The sequence below is a fragment of the Delftia sp. NA_296.1 genome (assembly GCF_052692095.1).
This window is the reverse complement of the sequence record NZ_JBQZGF010000008.1, coordinates 302872-321016: the sequence shown is the minus strand read 5'-3', so window position 1 is coordinate 321016 and position 18145 is coordinate 302872. Positions and strand designations below refer to the sequence as shown.

Genomic DNA, 18145 nt, shown 5'->3' with positions numbered 1-18145 from the left:
TTCCGCAGCGCGCCCTGGCGTGCATTGAAAACCAGACCTCGCGTCCATGCCACAGTTCTTCATTCACCGGCCCGTCTTTGCCTGGGTCATCGCGTTGTTCATCGTGCTGCTGGGCGTGCTCGCCATTCCGCAATTGCCGATCTCGCGCTATCCCACGGTGGCGCCGCCCACGGTGAGCCTGTATGCCACCTATCCGGGCGCCACGCCCAAGACGCTCAATGACTCCGTGGTCTCGCTGATCGAGCGCGAGCTGTCCAGCGTCCGCCACCTGCTGTACTTCGAGTCCTCGGTGGACACCTCGGGCTCGGCCGAGATCAAGGCCACCTTCAAGCCCGGCACCAACCCCGAGCTGGCCCAGGTGGATGTGCAAAACCGCATCAAGGCCGTGGAGCCGCGCCTGCCGCAGGCCGTGCGCCAGAACGGCCTGCAGGTGGAGTCGGCCACGTCGAGCTTTCTGCTGCTGGTGGGCCTGATCTCGCCGGGCGGCGAGTTCGACGAGCTGGCACTCAATGACTACATGGCGCGCAATATCGTCGAAGAGCTGCGGCGCATCGAGGGCGTGGGCCGCGTGCAGCTGTTCGGCACCGAGCGCGCCATGCGCGTCTGGGTCGATCCGGCCAAGCTGATCTCCTACGGGCTGTCCATGGGCGACCTCACCCAGGCCATCCAGCAGCAGAACATGCAGATCGCCCCGGGCCGCGTGGGCGATGCGCCCATCGCCCCGGGCCAGCGCGTGACCACGCCGCTCACCGTGCAGGGCCAGCTGACCTCGCCCGAGCAGTTCGCGGCCATCGTGCTGCGCGCCCATGCCGACGGCTCCCGCCTGGTGCTGGGCGACGTGGCGCGCGTGGAGCTGGGCGCGCAGTCCTATGCCTTCTCCAACCGCGAGGATGGCAAGCCCGCCACCAGCGCCGCCGTGCAGCTGTCGCCGGGCGCCAATGCCGTGCGCACGGCCGCCGCCGTGCAAAAGCGCATGGCCGAGCTGGCCTCCATCCTGCCGCGGGGCATGGAGCACACCATCTCGTTCAATACCGCGCCCTTCGTCAAGATCTCCATCGAGAAGGTGGTGCAGACCCTGGTCGAGGCCATGGTGCTGGTCTTCCTGGTGATGTACCTGTTCCTGCAGAACCTGCGCTACACGCTGATCCCGGCCATCGTGGCGCCCGTGGCGCTGCTGGGCACCTTCGCCGTGATGCTGGTGGCGGGCTTTTCCATCAACGTGCTGACCATGTTCGGCATGGTGCTGGCCATCGGCATCATCGTGGACGACGCCATCGTCGTGGTCGAGAACGTGGAGCGCCTCATGGCCGAGGAAGGCCTGTCCCCGCGCGAGGCCACGCTCAAGGCCATGAAGGAGATCACGGGCGCCATCATCGGCATCACCCTGGTGCTGACGGCGGTGTTCATTCCCATGGCGTTCGCCAGCGGCTCGGTGGGCGTGATCTACCAGCAGTTCACGCTGTCCATGGCCGTGTCCATCCTGTTCTCGGCCTTCCTGGCCCTGAGCCTGACGCCGGCGCTGTGCGCCACCTTGCTCAAGCCGGTGGCGGCGGGCCACCACGAGAAGAAGGGCTTCTTCGGCTGGTTCAACCGCGGCTTCGAGCGGCTGACGAACCGATACGAGGCCCATGTCACGGGCCTGGTCCGGCGCACGGGCCGCATGATGCTGCTGTTCGCGGCCATCGTGGCCATCCTGGTGTTTGCGCTGCGCCAGCTGCCCTCGGCCTTCCTGCCCGAGGAGGACCAGGGCTACTTCATGGCGTCCATCCAGCTGCCGGCCGATGCCACGGCCGAGCGCACGCTGGACGTGGTCAAGCGCTATGAGGAGCATGTGGCGCAGCGCCCCGGCATTGCCTCCAGCATCTCGGTGCTGGGCTTCAGCTTCGCGGGCTCGGGCCCGAACGCGGCCATGGCCTTCACCACGCTCAAGGACTGGGACCAGCGCAACGGTGCCACGGCGGGCGAGGAAGTCTCGCTCGCGCAAAAGGCCATGGAGCATGCGCCCGAGGGCGCCATCATGGTGCTGCAGCCCCCGGCCATCGACGAGCTGGGCACCTCCTCGGGCTTCACCATGTACCTGCAGGACCGCACGGGCCAGGGCCATGCCGCGCTCAAGTCGGCCACCGACCAGTTGCTGGCGCTGGCCGGCAGCAGCAGCGTGCTGGGCTCGGCTTACCAGGACAGCCTGCCTTCGGGCACCAGCGTGCGGCTGGAGATCGACCGCCAGAAGGCCCAGGCCCTGGGCGTGGGCTTTGCCGCCATCAGCGAGACGCTGTCCACGGCCATGGGCTCGCTGTATGTCAACGACTTCCCCAATGCCGGGCGCATGCAGCAGGTCATCGTGCAGGCCGACGCGCCCGCGCGCATGCAGATCGATGACGTGCTCAGGCTGAATGTGCGCAATGCCTCGGGCGGCATGGTGCCGCTGGCCGAGTTCGCCACGCCCGTGTGGTCGGAGACGCCGCTGCAGCTGGTGCGCTACCAGGGCTTTCTGGCGTCGCGTATCTCGGGCACGCCTGCGCCCGGCACGTCCAGCGGCGCGGCCATGGCCGAGATGGAGCGGCTGGTGGCCCAGCTGCCGCCCGGCTTTGCCGTGGCCTGGACCGGCCAGTCGCTGCAGGAGCGCCAATCGGCCGCGCAGGCGCCCCTGCTCATGGCCCTGTCCATGCTGGTGGTCTTCCTGGTGCTGGCCGCGCTGTACGAGAGCTGGTCCATCCCGCTGTCGGTGATGCTGGTCGTGCCCCTGGGCCTGCTGGGCGCGGTGGCGGCCGTGCTGCTGCGCGGCATGCCCAACGATGTGTTCTTCAAGGTGGGGCTGATCACCATCATCGGCCTGTCGGCCAAGAACGCCATCCTGATCGTGGAATTCGCCAAGCAACTGCGCGAGGAAGGCCAGGACCTGCGCGAGGCCGCCATCAAGGCCGCACGCCTGCGGCTGCGGCCCATCCTCATGACCTCGCTGGCCTTTGCGCTGGGCGTGGTGCCGCTGATGCTGGCATCGGGCGCCAGCGCCGAGACCCAGCACGCCATCGGCACGGGCGTGTTCGGCGGCATGGTCAGCGGCACGGTGCTGGCGGTGTTCTTCGTGCCCGTCTTCTTCGTCTTCGTCCTTGAATGGCAGCGGCGCATCGCCGGGCCGCGCGGCAGCGCGGGCCGTCCCCCGCCCGCTGCGGATACCGGAACATAAGAAACATGCCTCTCTGGATCGCGCTCAACGCCCTGTGCTTTCAGGGCCGCCCGCCGGCACAGTCTTTGAATCCCTGCGCGCCACCGGCGCCTGCGAACCCGGCCCGGCAGTCCGGCTCCGCCGGCTCCACCGGTTCCGGGCCGCCAGCGGAGCAGGCCGGCGCCTTCGCACGCGGCGCCGGTGCCACGGTGGCCGGCACGAACGGCCCATGATTTCTATAATGGCGGTTTCGTTAGCCATTGCAGGAGGTATTCGTCCCATGCGCCATTGATGCTGCCGCTGTCCCAGCGGCCCGCTTTTCCCGACCCTGCCCACCGCACGCGCAATGCATGCAAAGCGGCAAGGAACTGCGTTGGCATCCATGAACCGCGATATGACGAATACCACGATCACGCTCGACGGCGTTTCCTGCGTGCTGCCCGATGGCAGCCCCCTTTTCTCCGATCTTTCCGAAACCCTTGATCACCGCCGCACCGGCCTGGTGGGGCGCAACGGCGTGGGCAAGTCGCGGCTGGCGCGCATCCTGGCCGGGCTGGATGCGCCCTCGCAGGGCCGCTGCCTGCGCTCGGGGCAGGTGCTGTACCTGGCCCAGCGCACGGACTGGCATGACCAGCCTTCGGTGGCGGCGCTGGCCGGGCTGCAGCCTGCACTGGATGCGCTGGCGCGCATCGAGGGCGGCAGTTGCGAGCCCCGCGACTTCGAAGTGCTGGCCGACCGCTGGGATCTGCGCCAGCGCCTGCAGGCCCAGCTGGAGCTGGCGGGCCTGGGCCATCTGCGTGCCGATACGCCGGGCCACGCCCTCAGCGGCGGCGAGGCCATGCGCGTGGCCCTGGCGGGCGCGCTGCTGTCGGGCGCCGACCATCTGGTGCTGGACGAGCCCAGCAACCACTTGGACGGTGAAAGCCGCCAGGCCCTGGCCGCGCAACTGCAGCGCTGGCCCGGTGGCCTGGTCGTGGTCAGCCATGACCGCAGTCTGCTGCATGGCATGGAACGCATCGTGGAGCTGTCGCCGCAGGGGCTTCGCAGCTACGGCGGCGGTTACGCCTTCTATGCCGAAGCCAAGGCGCGCGAGATGGCCTCGGCGGTGCAACTGCTGGAGCAGCGCAAGCTGGAGCGCCGCCGCGAAACGCAGCAGCTGCGCGAGCAGCAGGAGCGCCAGCAGCGCCGCGAGGCACGCGGCCGCCGCCAGGGCCAGGAGGCCAACCAGGCGCGCATTCTGCTGGACCGGCAAAAGGAGCGCAGCGAGGCGTCGGCCGGCCGCCTGCGCCGCCAGCATGCAGACACGCGCGAGGCGCTGGACCAGCGCGTGCGCGAGGCGGCGCGCCAGATCGACCTGCAGGCCGGCATCCGCATGCAGGCGCCGCCACCGGCCGGCGCTGCCTGCGACGTGGTGGCGCTGCTGGACGATGTGCTGCTGCCGTTTTCGTTGTCCACGGGGCCGCGCCTGAACCTGTCTCTGTACGGCGGCCAGCGTCTGGCCGTGACCGGTCCCAACGGCTGCGGCAAGACGCGCCTGCTCGATGTGCTGTCGGGCCGCCTTGCGCCCCAGGCGGGCGAGGTGCGCCGCATGCAGGCCTGTGCCTACCTGGACCAGCGCCTGTCCCTGTTGCAGCCCGGGCGCACGGTGATGGAGCAGTTGCAGGACGCCTGCCCCGGCACCCCCGTGGATGTGTTGCGCACGCGGCTGGCCTGGCTCGGGCTGGCGGCCCGGCAGGTGGAGCAGCCCGCGGGCCGGCTCAGCGGCGGCGAGCAGCTCAAGGCTGCCCTGGCCTGCGCGCTGCATGCCGAGCCGCCCGCGCCCCTGCTCCTGCTGGACGAGCCCTGCAACCACCTGGACCTGCCTTCCCTGCAGGCGCTGGAGGCCATGCTGCGCGGCTACGCCGGCACGCTGGTCGTGGTCTCGCATGACGAGGATTTTCTGCAGGCCATCGGGCTGACCGACCGCCTGGTGTGGTCGCCGCAGGGCTGGCGAATGGAGTCCGCCTAGCTTTCCTGCGCTATCAGCGCCTGCAGTGCGCGCACATCGGTCACCAGCAGCGCCTGGCGCCCCTCCTTGCGCAGCAGGCCGCGCCGGGTGAGGGCGCCCAGCTCGCGCGTGACCTGCTCGCGGTTGGTGCTGATCTTGCTGGCCAGCACCGAGTGCGAAGGCACGGGGCTGATGAGGGCCGTGTGCTCGGGCGAGACGCCCGCCTCCCGCGCCAGGCGCAGCAGCTCCATGTGCAGGCGCGTGGGCACGCCCAGGGTGCTCAGCTCCATGACGCGGTCGGTCAGTCGCCGCACCAGGCCGGCCAGGCCTTCCATCATGCGCAGGGCGATGGCGGGCTCGCGCGCCAGCAGGGCCAGGAAGTCCTGGCGCGAGAGGCTGGCCAGCAGCGAGGATTCCAGGGTGACCACATCGGTGGAGCGGGCCTGGCCGTCAATGGCGGCCAGGTCGCCGAAGTGCTCGCCGGGCCCGTAGTCGCGGAAGCTGACCTCGCGCCCGCCCGGCGAATAGGTGGTGATGCGCACGCGCCCGCTGACCAGGAAGAACACGTCGCTGCCCGTGGAGCAGCGGCTGAACACGGGCTGGCGGGCCTGCAGCGGGCGCCATTCGCAGTCGGCGGCGATGCGGTCCAGGCTGGCGCTGCCCAGGCCCTCGAACAGGGCGATGCCGCGCAGGGCGAAACTGGAGGGCTGGGTGGGGTGGGCCATGGAACCAATAGCGGGCGTAAGGTACAAAGATTCTGGATCGGCCAGGCCCGGCCTAAGTTCCTTCAAGCTGCCGTTCTTGCGGTCTTCTCCTGTCTTCTTCCGCCGTCGGGCGCATCATCGCTTTCCATGGCCCGTGTCCCTCATCCGGCTTTGCCGGCTCTGCCGTCCCTGCGCAGCCTCCACTGGTCCACCGGCCTGGTGCTGTGGACCTATGCGGCGCTGCACCTGTTCAATCACGCCCTGGGCCTGGTCTCGCTGGGCACGGCCGAGGCCGTGCGCGAGCTGGTCCACGGCGTGTGGCGATCCCTGCCCGGCAGCCTGCTGCTCTATGGCGCGCTGGCCGCGCACATGGGGCTGGCGCTGCAGGCGCTGGCGCGGCGGCGCAGCCTGCGCATGCCGGCGCTGGAGGCCGTGCGGCTGCTGCTGGGGCTGGGCCTGCCGCTGCTGCTGGCCCTGCACGTGCCGGCCACGCGGCTGGCACAGGAGGCCTGGGGCGTGGACCCCTCGTATGCGCGCATCGTGCGTTCTTCCTGGAATCCGTCCAGCATGGCCATCCAGCTGCTGCTGATGACGGCCGCCTGGACCCATGGCTGCATGGGCCTGCACATGGCCCTGCGTGCGCGCGGCTGGTGGCGGCGCTGGCAGCCGCTGCTGCTCACGGCCGCCGTGCTGCTGCCCGTGCTGGCGGCGCTGGGCATCGTCTCCATGGCGCGCGAGATCGCGGCGGCCGGCCTGCCAGCGCCGGCCGGCCCCTCGCCCGAGGCATCGCAGTGGCTGCGCGCGCTGACGACCGGGCTGCGCCAGGGCTGGCTGGCCTGCCTGGCCGCGCTGCTGGCCGGCCCCTGGCTGTGGCGGCGCATGCGCCTGCGCGGCGCCCGCCAGGTGCTGCTGCACTATCCGGGCCGCACCGTGCAGGTGGCCCAGGGCATGAGCGTGCTCGAAGCCAGCCGCGAGCATGGCATTGCCCATTTGTCGCTGTGCGGCGGCAGGGCGCGCTGCTCCACCTGCCGGGTGCGCGTGTCCGGCCCGGCGGCCCACCTGCCCGCGCCGGGGCGGGACGAGCGCCTCACGCTGGAGCGCGTGGGCGCGCCCCAGGACGTGCGGCTGGCCTGCCAGTTGCGGCCCACGGGCGATGTGCAGGTGGCGCCGCTGTTCCGCTCGCCGGCAGCCGCCCAGTCCGGGCGGGGTGATGAGCAGCGCGAGGTCCGCGAAGTGCGCGCGGTGGCCATCCTGTTCGTGGACCTGCGCCGCTGGTCGGGCCTGGCCGAGCGGCAATGGCCCGTGGATCTGTCCTGGGTTCTGGACCAGTATTTCGAGCGCGTGGGCCAGGCCGTGCACGACAGCGGCGGCATGGCCAACCAGTTCATCGGCGACAGCGTGATGGCCATCTTCGGCCTGGATACCGACCTGGACACGGCCTGCCGCCAGGCCGTGCAGGCCAGCGCCCTCATCGACCGGCGCATGCAGCAATGGAGCCACACCTTCGAGGCGCAGTTCGGCCAGCCGGTGGATTTCGGCATGGGCCTGCATGCGGGGCGCGCCGCCGTGGGGCGCGTGGGCTTCGAGCACACCACCACCTTCACGGCCGTGGGCGAGGTGGTCAACACGGCCAGCCGCCTGCAGGAATACACCAAGAGCGCCCAGGCGCGGCTGGTGCTGTCGCTGGAGGTGGCGCGCCGCGCGGGCGTGGCCGACGGCCTGGGCGAAGTCCGGCAGGTGCAGGTGCGCGGGCGCTCCGAGCCCCTGCAGGCCCTGCATGTGGCGCGGCCCGGCCTGCAGTGGCCCTGAGCTCGGATGGTGGGCGTGGACGGTGAGCGCGGGAACCGGAGAGTTTGCGCAAAGCTGTGCGTTTAGGCACTGACGCGCAGGCGGGCGAAGACGAGACTGCAGCCATGCAGAACGCAATCACGCGCTGCAGGATTTGACAAAGGATTCGCCATGAAGCACGCAAAGACCCTCTTCGCCATCGTTTCCCTTTCCTCCGCCTTGTGGTCGGGCATGGCCTCGGCCGCACCGGCCGCCACGGTATCTGCAGAAACCTGGTTCGGCGCCGAGCCCGCCGCCTCCGGCCCCGCGCTGTCGCGCGCCGAAGTGCAGGCCGACCTGGCCCTGTGGAACCGCGCCGGCCTCAACGTCTACCGCGAGTCCGACGTGAACCACTGGGATGCCGACTACCAGCAGCGCCTGGCCCAGTACCAGCGCATGCGCAGCGGCCCCGAGTACCTGGCCGAAGTGCAGCGCCTGGGTGGCTCGGTGAAGGCGGCCGAAGGCCAGGGTTCCGGCCGTGTCCCGGGCTGATGCGATGACGCGCGCCGCCACGCATCGCGCTGCCCACGCCGCAGCATCGCCCTGGGCCGACTTCGCACCGCTGCTGGCCCGGGTGCTGCTGAGCCTGCTGTTCATCTACAGCGGCATCGGCAAGCTGATGGGGCCGGAGGGCACCATGGCCTATATCGCCAAGGCGGGCCTGCCGCTGCCCATGCTGTCGTATGCCATGGCGCTGGTGGTGGAGCTGGGCGTGGCCACGGCCCTGCTGCTGGGCTGGCGCACCCGCGAGGCCGCGGCCGTGATGGCCGTGTTCAGCGTCATGTCGGCGCTGATGTTCCACAACCAGTTCGGCGACAAGGGCCAGCTGGTGCAGTTCCTGAAGAACCTGGCGATCGCCGGGGGATTCGTGCAACTGATGCTGGCGCCCGTGGCGCGCTGGAGCCTGGACGCGCGGCGTTGAATGCGAGCCAGTGTTGTGCGCTGAACACCGCCAATGAAACCGGCACTGCCCAAAGCCGGGGACACCGAGGAAGGGCCTACGCCGGCCGCGCCGCCCCGCCCCGAGGGTGTCGTCCCCCTCCCTCGCGAAGCGAGTAGAGAGGGGGAAGCGGCGTCAGCCGCTCAGGGGGTGCCGCCTGTTTCACACCTTGATGCCCTTCTCAGCCAGGCGGCGGGCGTAGGCGGCCAGAATCAGCCGCTCCGAATGCACCAGGTAGTCATTGAGCGCGGCAGCGGCCTCGGCCGGCTTGCCGTCCTCGAACTGCTGCAGGATGCGCGCATTCATGTCCACATAGGGGGCATGCAGGAAGTGCGGGTCGCGCAGCAGGCCGAAGGCCAGTCGCAGCTCGGCCAGCAGATGCTCGAACATGGTGTCCAGGCGCTCGCTGTCGGCCAGCTGCACCACGGCCTTGTGGAAACTCATGTTGGCCGTGCCCACGCCCGACCAGTCCTGGGCCTCGCGGTGGCGCTGGGCTGCTTCCACGGCTTCGCGCATCAGGCTGCGAGCCGGGTGCATGGGATAGGCCTGGGCCAGCGCCTGGCACTCCACCATGCGGCGCACGCGGTAGATGTCGATGATGGAGGCGATGCTGGGCGCCGCCACCGACACGCCCTTGTTGGGCTCGTGCACCAGCAGCCCCTCCTTGGTCAGCAGCCGAAAGGCCTCGCGCAGCGTGTTGCGCGAGATCTGCAGGCTTTCGCTGAGTGAGGCCTCCGACAGCTTTTGCCCGGGCTCCCAGGCACCATCGATGAGCTTGCTGCGCAGCTGCTCGGTCACGCGGTCGGTCAGGTTGAGGATATCGGTGCTGCGGGTCATGGTGATGGGGGATGCAAGGGTCGATGGGCAGTGTAGCCAGGGCCGGCACTCCTGCCGGCCTCGCGTGGTGCTCAGTTGTCGTGGTGCAGCCGCGTGAAGGTCTGCAGGGTGCTGTCCACGGCCTTGTCGTCAATGTGGCGGTGCGTGACCAGGCGCAGCAGGCCCGCGCTGCCCGTGCGCACCAGCACGCCGGCTTCGGCCAGGCGTGCCTCCCAAAGGCGCGCATCGGCCGCGCTGGTGCCCACGCGCACCTGCACGATGTTGGTCTGCGGCAGTTCGACCGCGCACCATGCCGGGTGGATGGCGCGCAGGCCCTGGTGCAGGCGGCGGGCGCGTGCGTGGTCCTCGGCCAGGCGATCGACCATGTGCTCCAGCGCCACCAGGCCCGCCGCCGCGATCACGCCGGCCTGGCGCATGGTGCCGCCCAGCATGCGCCGTATGCCGCGCGCCCGCGTGATGAAGTCGGCCGGGCCCATGAGCACCGAGCCCACCGGAGCCGACAGGCCCTTGGACAGGCAGACGGTGACCGAGTCCGTGTGCGCGGCGATCTCGCGGCAGGACAGGCCCAGTGCCACGGCGGCATTGAACAGGCGCGCGCCATCGGTATGCACGGGCACGCCATGGCGGGCGGCCAGGGCATGCAGGGCCGCCAGCGACTCGGGCGCCGCGACGCTGCCGCCCCGTGCGTTGTGGGTGTTCTCCACGGCCACGAGGGCGCTGGGGCAGCGCGCGGATGCCGAGGTGTCCAGCGCCGCCTCCAGCGCGGGCAGGGCGATCAGGCCGCCGTCGCCGGGCAGGCTGCGGTAGTGCATGCCGGTCAGGCCCGCGGCTGCGCGCTCGGCGTTCAGCAGATGGCTGCCGGCCTCGGCCAGCACCTCGCCGGGCATGCGGCCATGGGCGAGCACGGCCACGAGGTTGCCCATGGTGCCGCTGGCCACGAACAGGCCTGCGGCCTTGCCAAAGCGCTGGGCCGCCGTCTCTTCCAGCGTACGCACCGTCGGGTCGCCGTCCAGGCCGTCGTCGCCCAGCGGGGCGCAGGCCATGGCTTCGAGCATCTGCGGCGTGGGGCGCGTGACGGTGTCGCTGCGCAGGTCAACGGCGTCGTGGTGATGGTGCAGGGAGGGCATTCAGTCCGCCTTGATGTTGCGTTCCTTGATGACGCGGGCCCAGCGTGCGGCGTCGGTCTCCATCTGGGCGCCGAACTCCGCCGCAGTGCGGGGCGTCAGTTCCAGCCCCAGGGACTGCAGCTTGGCCTGGAGCGCGGGCGTGGCCATGGCGCGGGCCACGGCATCGTGCAGCGCGGTCTGTATGCCAGGAGGCAACCGGGCAGGCGCCAGCAGGCCGAACCAGTGCAGCACGGTGAGGCCGCGCACGCCGCTTTCGGCCATCGTGGGCACTTGTGGCAGGGCCGGCGAGCGCTGGGCACCCGTGGTGGCCAGGGCGCGCAGCGCGCCGCTTTTGATATGGGGGATCACGGTGGGGGCCGAGGAGAACATGCTCTCGGTATGGCCGGCCACCACGTCGGCGACGGCCTGGCCCGAGCCCTTGTAGGGAATGTGGGTGATGAAGGTGTCCGTCTGCTGCTTGAACAGCTCGCCTGCCAGATGCGTGGCCGTGCCCGTGCCGCCCGAGGCGAAGTTGATCTGGCCGGGCCGGGCCCGGGCCATCGCGATGTATTCCTTCACGCTTTGCGCCTTGAGCTTGGGGTTGACGGCCAGCACCAGCGGCGAGGAGCCGAGCAGGGCCACGGGCGTGAAGTCCTTGAGCGCGTCGTACGGTGTCTTGTAGAGACTGGGCGTGATGGTGTGCGGCATGTCGGCCAGGAGCAGCGTGTAGCCGTCGGGCGCGGCGCGTGCCACCAGCTCGGCGCCCAGCATGGCCGAGGCGCCGGGCTTGTTGTCCACGACCACGGGCTGGCCCAGTTCGCGCGACAGCTCCGTGCCCAGCGCACGGGCGATGTTGTCCGAGCCGCCTCCGGCCGTGTAGGGCACGACGATGCGCACGGGCTGTGCGGGCCATTTCTGCGCCAGGGCAAGACCGGGCAGGGCAGCCGCTGCCAGGATGAGCAGGCGGCGCTGCAGGCCCCGGTGCGAAGCGGGATGTGCAGCAGGGTGCAAGGCAGGGTGCAAGGCAGGGTGCAAGGCAGGGTGCAAGGCAGGGTGCAAGGCGGGGCGCGGAAGTGGGTGACGTTCGGCAGGCATGGCGAAGGCTCCTTGGTGCAGCGACAGGAAGAAACGATGGGCCGATCCGCCAGCGGCCTGGCCCGCAAGCCACCCGCCTTCATCAACCGATGAAGCGCCCCGCATTGCCCAGCACGCCCAGGTCGATGAAGCTGGAGCCGACATGGGGCGTCTGGCCGCTGTAGTCGATGACGAAGCCTCCCATGTCCCAGTTGCGGATGCCGGCCAGTGCCGAGCGCAGCTTGGCCTGGCTGGGGTCGCGGCCTGCGCGTTCCAGGCCCTCGGCCAGCACGCGTGTGTTCACATAGGCTTCCAGCGTGCCCAGCGAGAACTCCTGCTGTCCGTGGGCGCGCATGGCGGCCTGGTAGTCGCGCACCACCTGCAGCTTGGCCTGGTGCGGCGCGGGAACGACCATGGTCAGGGCAATGCCCCGGGCGTCCTCGCCCAGCGGCTTGAGGCTGTCGTTGGGCAGGGTCACGCTCAGGCCGGTGAGCAGCACGCCGGGCGCGCTCTTGCGCAGGCCGCGCACCAGATCGACCGACACCGTGCCAGCCGTGGCCAGCAGCACGGCCGAGGGGTGGGCCGCGTCCACTTTGTTCAACACATCGGCCAGATTCTTGCCATCGGTGGCGATGGCCGCCTGCACGGCGGGGGCCATCTTCTCGGCCTCCAGGGCGCGCGTGGCGTCCTCCAGCATTTCGCGGCCGTAGGCGTTGTCCAGGTAGACGATGCCAATGCCCTTGAGCCCCATGCCCGCAAGGCGCTGGACCAGGCGGCGGACCTCGGTGGTGTAGCTGGCGCGCACATGGAAGACGTTGCGCGATCCCTTGCGCAGCGACGAGGCGCCCGTGAACGGCGCCACATAGGGAACGCCGGCTTCCTCGATCAGCGGGATGACGGCGGCGTTGTTGGGCGTGCCCACGCAGGACAGCAGGGCAAAGGCCGTGCCCTTGGAGAGCATCTGCCGCACGTTGTCGGCCGAGCGCTGGGGCACGTAGCCGTCGTCAACCATCTGCAGCTGCAGCGTGCGGCCCTGGATGCCGCCACGTGCGTTGATCTGCGCCATGGCCGCTTCCGTGCCCAGCTTGATGTCGGAGCCGAACCCGGCCAGCGGGCCGCTCATGGCGGCCGAGCAGCCGATGGTGATGGTCTTGGCGGACAGGCCTGCCTCATCGGCGAAGGCATTGCGCACGAAGGCCGGCGCCAGCGCGGGAACCGCTGCGATGGCTGCAGCACGGGGAAGCAGGGAAACAAGTTGACGGCGTTGCATGGATTCAGAGCTCGGACAAAAGGGATGGGAGCAGGAAGGTGCCATTCACGCCGACTGCCACGCGTGCGCCGCAGGCCGGGAGGGCGGCCCATTGTAGGAGGCGGCCTCGTCACAGGCGATACCGGGGCAGGGGCATTGTTGTGTTCATGCCTTCTATGGATGTTCAATATCCGATAGTTTTTGGCATTTGAAAACCCCGTGCGTGCTCAATCCTTGGGCAACGATATGCGGGTTTGTACTATCAGCATGCGCTGATTGTCTTATTCACAATTCGTTTCTGTAAGACAAATTCTTTGTTTTGTTGAACAAAACCAGGTTGGCAGCGCACTCCACGCCACCGGGTTGGGCCTGCGGGGCGGCTTGACGGCCGCACCGCACCGCGGGGTGTGAAGGGGGAATCAACATGCTGACTGACGTCAATCTCTGGCCGCTTATCGGAGTGGCCATCATCGTTGCGGGCTTCGTGCTGCGCTTCAATCCCATGCTGGTCGTGATCGTCACGGCCATCGGCACGGCACTGGCGGCGGGCTTCCCCGTCGACAAGGTGCTGGCCACCATTGGCACGGGCTTCATCAAGACGCGCAACCTGCCGCTGATCATCCTGCTGCCGCTGGCCGTGATCGGCCTGCTGGAGCGCCATGGCCTGCGCCAGCACGCGCAGAACTGGATCAGCTCCATCAAGTCGGCCACCGCAGGCCGCCTGCTCATCGTCTACCTGGCCGCACGCCAGCTGACGGCCGCCGTGGGCCTGACCAGCCTGGGCGGACACCCGCAGATGGTGCGTCCGCTGCTGGCGCCCATGGCCGAAGGTGCGACCCAGTCGCGATTCGGCATCCTGCCCGCCAAGGTGCGTGACAAGCTGCGCGCCTACTCGGCCGCCACGGACAACGTGGGCCTGTTCTTCGGCGAGGACATCTTCGTGGCCTTCGGCGCCATCGTGCTGATGACCACCTTCCTGAAGGAAGCCGGCATCGAGGTCGAGCCCATCCACGTGGCGCTGTGGGGCATTCCCACGGCCATCTGCGCCTTCGTGATCCACGCCTGGCGCCTGGGCCGCCTGGACCGCATGCTGGAGCGCGAGCTGGCCCAGTACAAGGCCGGTGTCGAAGCTGACGCAGCCAACGCCAACGCCAACGCCACCCAAGCCAAGGGAGCCTGAAATGACGCTGACCATCCAACACCTGTACTACCTGGTCGGCTTCGTCCTGGCCGTCACGGCCGTGATGACGCTGCGCGATGCCAGCAATCCCAAGCGCTGGTCCAGCGGCCTGTTCTGGGCGCTGTATGCGGCCGTCTTCCTGGTGGGCCATGAGCTGCCCCCCATGGTGGTGGGCGTGATTGCCGTGGCCATGGCGCTGATCGCCGGCTTCGGCGGCGTGGGCAGTGGCCGCCATGCGCCGCGCAGCGATGCCGAATACCTGGCCAGCGCCAAGCGCCTGGGCAACAAGCTGTTCGTGCCGGCCCTGGCGATTCCGCTGATCACCATGATCGGCACGCTGAGCGCCTCGCACCTGGTCTTTGGTGGCACGCCCCTGCTGGACCCCAAGGCCACCACGCTGGTGAGCCTGGGCGTGGGCTGCGTGCTGGCGCTGGGCCTGGCCTGCTGGCTGACCCGCGAGACGCCGGCCCAGGGCATGCGCGAATCGCGCCGCCTGACCGATGCGCTGGGCTGGGCCCTGGTGCTGCCCCAGATGCTGGGCATGCTGGGCCTGGTGTTCTCGGACGCCGGCGTGGGCAAGGCCGTGGCCTATGTGACCACCACCTATATCAACATGGACATCCGCTTCGTGGCCGTGGCCGTCTACGTGCTGGGCATGGCGCTGTTCACCGTGGTCATGGGCAACGGCTTTGCCGCCTTCCCCGTGATGACGGGCGGCGTGGGCGTGCCCATCCTGGTGGGCGTCTACCATGGCGACCCGGCCGTGATGGCGGCCATCGGCATGCTCTCGGGCTACTGCGGCACCCTGCTGACGCCCATGGCGGCCAACTTCAACCTGGTGCCCGCCGCGCTGCTGGAGATCGACAAGAATGCCGTGATCCGCGCCCAGGTGCCCACGGCCCTGGCCCTGCTGACCGCCAATGTCTTCCTGCTGTACTTCCTGATGTTCCGCTGAGAGCGGACCCCTGCCATGACCGATTCCACTTCCCCGCGCATCCTGGTGACCGGCTTCGAGCCGTTCGAGCAGGACCCTGTCAATCCCTCGTGGGAAGTGGCGCGTGCCCTGCATGGCGAGACCGTGGCCGGCGCCACCGTCCACGGCCTGCAGCTGCGCTGCGTGTTCGGCGAGTCGCTGCGCCAGCTGCAGGAGGCACTGGCACAACTGCAGCCGGTGCTGGTCATCAGCCTGGGCCTGGCCGGCGGCCGCAGCGAGTTCACGCCCGAGCGCGTGGCCATCAATATCGACGACGCCCGCATTCCCGACCATGCGGCGCGCCAGCCCGTGGACCAGGTGGTGATCCCGGGCGCGCCCGCCGCGTACTTTTCCACGCTGCCCATCAAGGCCGTGGTGCACAACCTGCGTGCGCGCGGCATTCCGTCTTCCGTGTCCAACACGGCGGGCACCTTTGTCTGCAACCACGTGTTTTTCGCGCTCATGCACTGGCTGGCCCAGGGCAAGGCGGCGCCGGGCGCGCGTGGCGGCTTCATCCACGTGCCGGCCCTGCCCGAGCAGGCAGCGCGCAAGCCGGGCATGCCCAGCATGTGCCTGGCCGACCAGGTGGCTGCCGTGCGCGAGACCATTCGCACGGCCCTGACCGTGACCCAGGATCTGAAGGAAAACGCCGGCCAGCTGCACTGAGAGCCTGTGCACCGAGTCCGGCGAGGAGAGAACGATGAAAATTGACCTGAACAGTGATCTTGGCGAGAGCCTGGGCGGATGGCGCATGGGCGACGACGCCGCCATGCTCGACATCGTCAGCAGCGCCAACGTGGCCTGCGGATTCCATGCCGGCGACCCGGCAGGCATCCTGGAGACGCTCAAGGCCGCCCGCGAGCGCGGCGCCATGGTGGGCGCCCATGTGTCCTATCCCGACCTCGTCGGCTTCGGCCGGCGCAACATGGATGTGGCCAGCGCCGACCTGGTGGCCGGCGTCATCTATCAGATCGGTGCGCTGCAGGGCCTGGCCCGCGTGGCCGGCACCGAGGTGCGCTACGTCAAGCCGCACGGCGCGCTCTACAACACCATCGCCCACGACAGGCGCCAGGCCACCGACGTGATCACGGCCATGCGCGCCATCGACCCCAGCCTGGTGCTGGTGGCGCTGGCCGGCTCGCCCCTGATCGACTGGGCGCGCGATGCGGGCCTGACCGTGGTGGCCGAGGCCTTTGCCGACCGCGGCTACACGCCCGAGGGCACCCTGGTCTCGCGCCGCGATCCGGGCGCCGTGCTGCACGATGTGGACCAGATCGCCGCACGCATGCTGTCCCTGGTGCGCGACGGCGTGGTCGAGGCCGTCGATGGCAGCCTGGTGCGCATTGCCGCCGACTCCATCTGCGTGCACGGCGACAGCCCCGGTGCCGTGGCCATTGCACGCCACCTGCGCGAACGTTTCGAGCAGGAGGGCGTGCGCATTTCCTCCTTCGTGGGCTGAGGGCACACCATGCGTTTTCTACCCGTCAACCGGCAGGCCCTGATGGTGGAGCTGGCCGATCTCGATGAAACCCTGGCCCTGCTGGGCTCGCTGCAGCGCGAGCCCATCGATGGCGTGCAGGAGCTGGTGCCGGCCGCGCGCACCGTGCTCGTGCAGTTCGCTCCCGCCAGGCTGGGCGTGGCCGAGCTGGTGCGCCGCATTGCCGCGCGCGACCTGGGCCAGCGTGCCGAGCGCAGCAATGTGCTGGTCGAGATTCCCGTGCACTACGACGGCGAGGACCTGGCCGACGTGGCGCAGCTGCTGGGCATCACGCCCGAGGAAGTCGTGCGCCGCCACACGGGCAGCGAGTACGCCGTGGCCTTCACGGGCTTCGCGCCCGGCTTTGCCTACCTCAGCGGGGGCGATCCGATTTTCAACGTGCCGCGCCGCACCACGCCGCGCACGCGCGTGCCGGCCGGCTCCGTGGCGCTGGGCGGCACGTTCAGCGCCGTCTATCCCCAGGCCAGCCCGGGCGGCTGGCAACTGATAGGCCGCACCTCGGCCCGCATGTGGGACCTGGCGCGCGAGCTGCCTGCGCTGCTGCAGCCCGGCTACCGCGTGCGCTTTGTCGATGCGGCAGGCATGGCCCAGGTGGATGAGGCGCCCGCGCCTGCCGTGGCACAGGCCGCGCCGCATGAAGGCAACGCGCTGCGCGTCAAGGCGACGGGCCTGATGACGCTGTTCCAGGACCGGGGCCGCCTGGGCCAGGCCGGGCAGGGCGTCTCGGCCTCGGGCGCCATGGACCAGGCAGCCTTCAAGGCTGCCAACCGCCTGGTCGGCAATGCCAGCGACCTGGCCGTGCTGGAGACCGTGGGCGGTGGCCTGTCGCTGCAAAGCCAGGGCGAGACCGTGGTCGCCATCACGGGTGCCGATGCGCCCCTGACCGTGACCACCGGGTCCGGCCAGCGCTGGAGCGTGCCGCGCTACCAGGCCGTGGCCCTGGCCGATGGCGACCAGCTGACCGTGGGCCAGCCCGTGGCCGGCGCGCGCTGCTATGTGGCCGTGCGCGGCGGCTTTGCCGTCACGCCCGTGCTGGGCAGCGCCTGCACCGACACCCTGGCGAATGTCGGCCCAGCCGCCCTGGCCGTGGGCCAGGTCCTGCCCGTTCGGCCTGCAGACCGCAAGGCCGTGGCCGCACCCGAGTTGCCGCCCGAGTCCCTGCCCACCACCGGGCAGGACGTGGTGCTGGACGTGGAGCTGGGCCCGCGCACCGACTGGTTCACGCCCGAGGCCGTGGCCCTGCTGGCCGCGCAGCGCTGGCAGGTCACGCCGCAGTCCAACCGCGTGGGCCTGCGCGTGGCGGGCGAGCAGCCCCTGGAGCGCGCCGTGGCCGGCGAACTGCCCAGCGAAGGCACGCCGCTGGGCGCCATCCAGGTGCCCCCCAGCGGCCAGCCCGTGCTGTTCCTGGCCGACCATCCGCTGACGGGCGGCTATCCCGTCATCGGCTGCGTGGCGCCGCACCACCTCGATCTGGCCGGCCAGATTCCCGTGGGTGCCTGGATCCGCTTCAACCCCATCCGCGCCTTCGAGGAATACACCCCCTGCGCGCAAGGCTCCAAGAACTGAACGCGGGGAGCGCCCGGTGGCGCCTGCCCGCAACTGAA

General features: G+C 70.0%; 15 protein-coding genes. 10 read left to right on the top strand and 5 right to left on the bottom strand.

All coding sequences use genetic code 11. The features are described 5' to 3' along the window. Window positions 1-46 precede the first annotated feature (46 nt). Window positions 47-3187 (top strand): multidrug efflux RND transporter permease subunit, encoded by a 3141-nt coding sequence (locus ACUTR7_RS20920; protein WP_445609732.1) that lies wholly within the window; start codon window positions 47-49, stop codon window positions 3185-3187. 361 nt (window positions 3188-3548) lie between these two features. Continuing rightward, window positions 3549-5174, top strand: coding sequence for an ABC-F family ATP-binding cassette domain-containing protein (locus tag ACUTR7_RS20915; RefSeq protein WP_445609731.1), 1626 nt, complete (start codon window positions 3549-3551; stop codon window positions 5172-5174). On the opposite strand, the gene ACUTR7_RS20910 is transcribed toward ACUTR7_RS20915, so the two are convergent. After that, entirely contained in the window at window positions 5171-5878 is a 708-nt protein-coding gene (locus tag ACUTR7_RS20910) for a Crp/Fnr family transcriptional regulator (protein WP_099752885.1), read from the bottom strand. The two genes, ACUTR7_RS20915 and ACUTR7_RS20910, sit on opposite strands and share 4 nt — an antisense overlap. Before the next feature lie 126 nt (window positions 5879-6004). Here ACUTR7_RS20910 and ACUTR7_RS20905 point away from each other — a divergent pair, with 126 nt between their 5' ends. The 3 genes from ACUTR7_RS20905 to ACUTR7_RS20895 all read left to right on the top strand — a co-directional run bounded on the left by ACUTR7_RS20905 (window position 6005) and on the right by ACUTR7_RS20895 (window position 8606). After that, window positions 6005-7666: an adenylate/guanylate cyclase domain-containing protein gene (locus ACUTR7_RS20905; RefSeq protein ID WP_445609730.1), complete on the top strand. Its 1662-nt coding sequence runs from the start codon at window positions 6005-6007 to the stop codon at window positions 7664-7666. 150 nt (window positions 7667-7816) lie between these two features. Then, the gene (locus ACUTR7_RS20900) at window positions 7817-8176 is read left to right on the top strand and encodes a DUF4148 domain-containing protein (RefSeq protein WP_445609729.1); all 360 of its coding nucleotides are present in this window, start codon (window positions 7817-7819) and stop codon (window positions 8174-8176) included. Next, window positions 8163-8606 (top strand): DoxX family protein, encoded by a 444-nt coding sequence (locus ACUTR7_RS20895; RefSeq protein WP_227468487.1) that lies wholly within the window; start codon window positions 8163-8165, stop codon window positions 8604-8606. Before ACUTR7_RS20900 ends, ACUTR7_RS20895 begins: the two co-directional genes overlap by 14 nt. Before the next feature lie 180 nt (window positions 8607-8786). On the opposite strand, the gene ACUTR7_RS20890 is transcribed toward ACUTR7_RS20895, so the two are convergent. The 4 genes from ACUTR7_RS20890 to ACUTR7_RS20875 all read right to left on the bottom strand — a co-directional run bounded on the left by ACUTR7_RS20890 (window position 8787) and on the right by ACUTR7_RS20875 (window position 12911). Beyond that, entirely contained in the window at window positions 8787-9461 is a 675-nt protein-coding gene (locus ACUTR7_RS20890) for a GntR family transcriptional regulator (RefSeq protein WP_012207532.1), read from the bottom strand. 71 nt (window positions 9462-9532) lie between these two features. Continuing rightward, window positions 9533-10588, bottom strand: coding sequence for a threonine aldolase family protein (locus ACUTR7_RS20885; protein WP_445609728.1), 1056 nt, complete (start codon window positions 10586-10588; stop codon window positions 9533-9535). Next, window positions 10589-11578, bottom strand: coding sequence for a tripartite tricarboxylate transporter substrate binding protein (locus tag ACUTR7_RS20880; RefSeq protein ID WP_445609727.1), 990 nt, complete (start codon window positions 11576-11578; stop codon window positions 10589-10591). A gap of 166 nt (window positions 11579-11744) precedes the next feature. After that, window positions 11745-12911 carry an ABC transporter substrate-binding protein gene (locus ACUTR7_RS20875; RefSeq protein ID WP_043825611.1) on the bottom strand — a complete coding sequence of 389 codons (1167 nt, stop codon included), beginning with the start codon at window positions 12909-12911 and terminating at the stop codon, window positions 11745-11747. A gap of 403 nt (window positions 12912-13314) precedes the next feature. Here ACUTR7_RS20875 and ACUTR7_RS20870 point away from each other — a divergent pair, with 403 nt between their 5' ends. The 5 genes from ACUTR7_RS20870 to ACUTR7_RS20850 are packed head-to-tail and all read left to right on the top strand — an operon-like array spanning window position 13315 to window position 18107. Continuing rightward, on the top strand, window positions 13315-14070 hold the full coding sequence (locus ACUTR7_RS20870) for a DUF969 domain-containing protein (protein WP_141835460.1): 756 nt from the start codon (window positions 13315-13317) through the stop codon (window positions 14068-14070). Between the two features lies 1 nt (window position 14071). Beyond that, window positions 14072-15025, top strand: coding sequence for a DUF979 domain-containing protein (locus ACUTR7_RS20865; RefSeq protein WP_216295640.1), 954 nt, complete (start codon window positions 14072-14074; stop codon window positions 15023-15025). Between the two features lie 15 nt (window positions 15026-15040). Continuing rightward, on the top strand, window positions 15041-15709 hold the full coding sequence (pcp, locus tag ACUTR7_RS20860; RefSeq protein WP_013800620.1) for a pyroglutamyl-peptidase I: 669 nt from the start codon (window positions 15041-15043) through the stop codon (window positions 15707-15709). 34 nt (window positions 15710-15743) lie between these two features. After that, window positions 15744-16502, top strand: coding sequence for a LamB/YcsF family protein (locus tag ACUTR7_RS20855; protein WP_012207525.1), 759 nt, complete (start codon window positions 15744-15746; stop codon window positions 16500-16502). Between the two features lie 9 nt (window positions 16503-16511). Continuing rightward, complete coding sequence (locus ACUTR7_RS20850) at window positions 16512-18107, top strand: 5-oxoprolinase subunit B/C family protein (RefSeq protein WP_445609726.1); 1596 nt, start codon at window positions 16512-16514, stop codon at window positions 18105-18107. The last annotated feature ends 38 nt before the right edge of the window (window positions 18108-18145 follow it).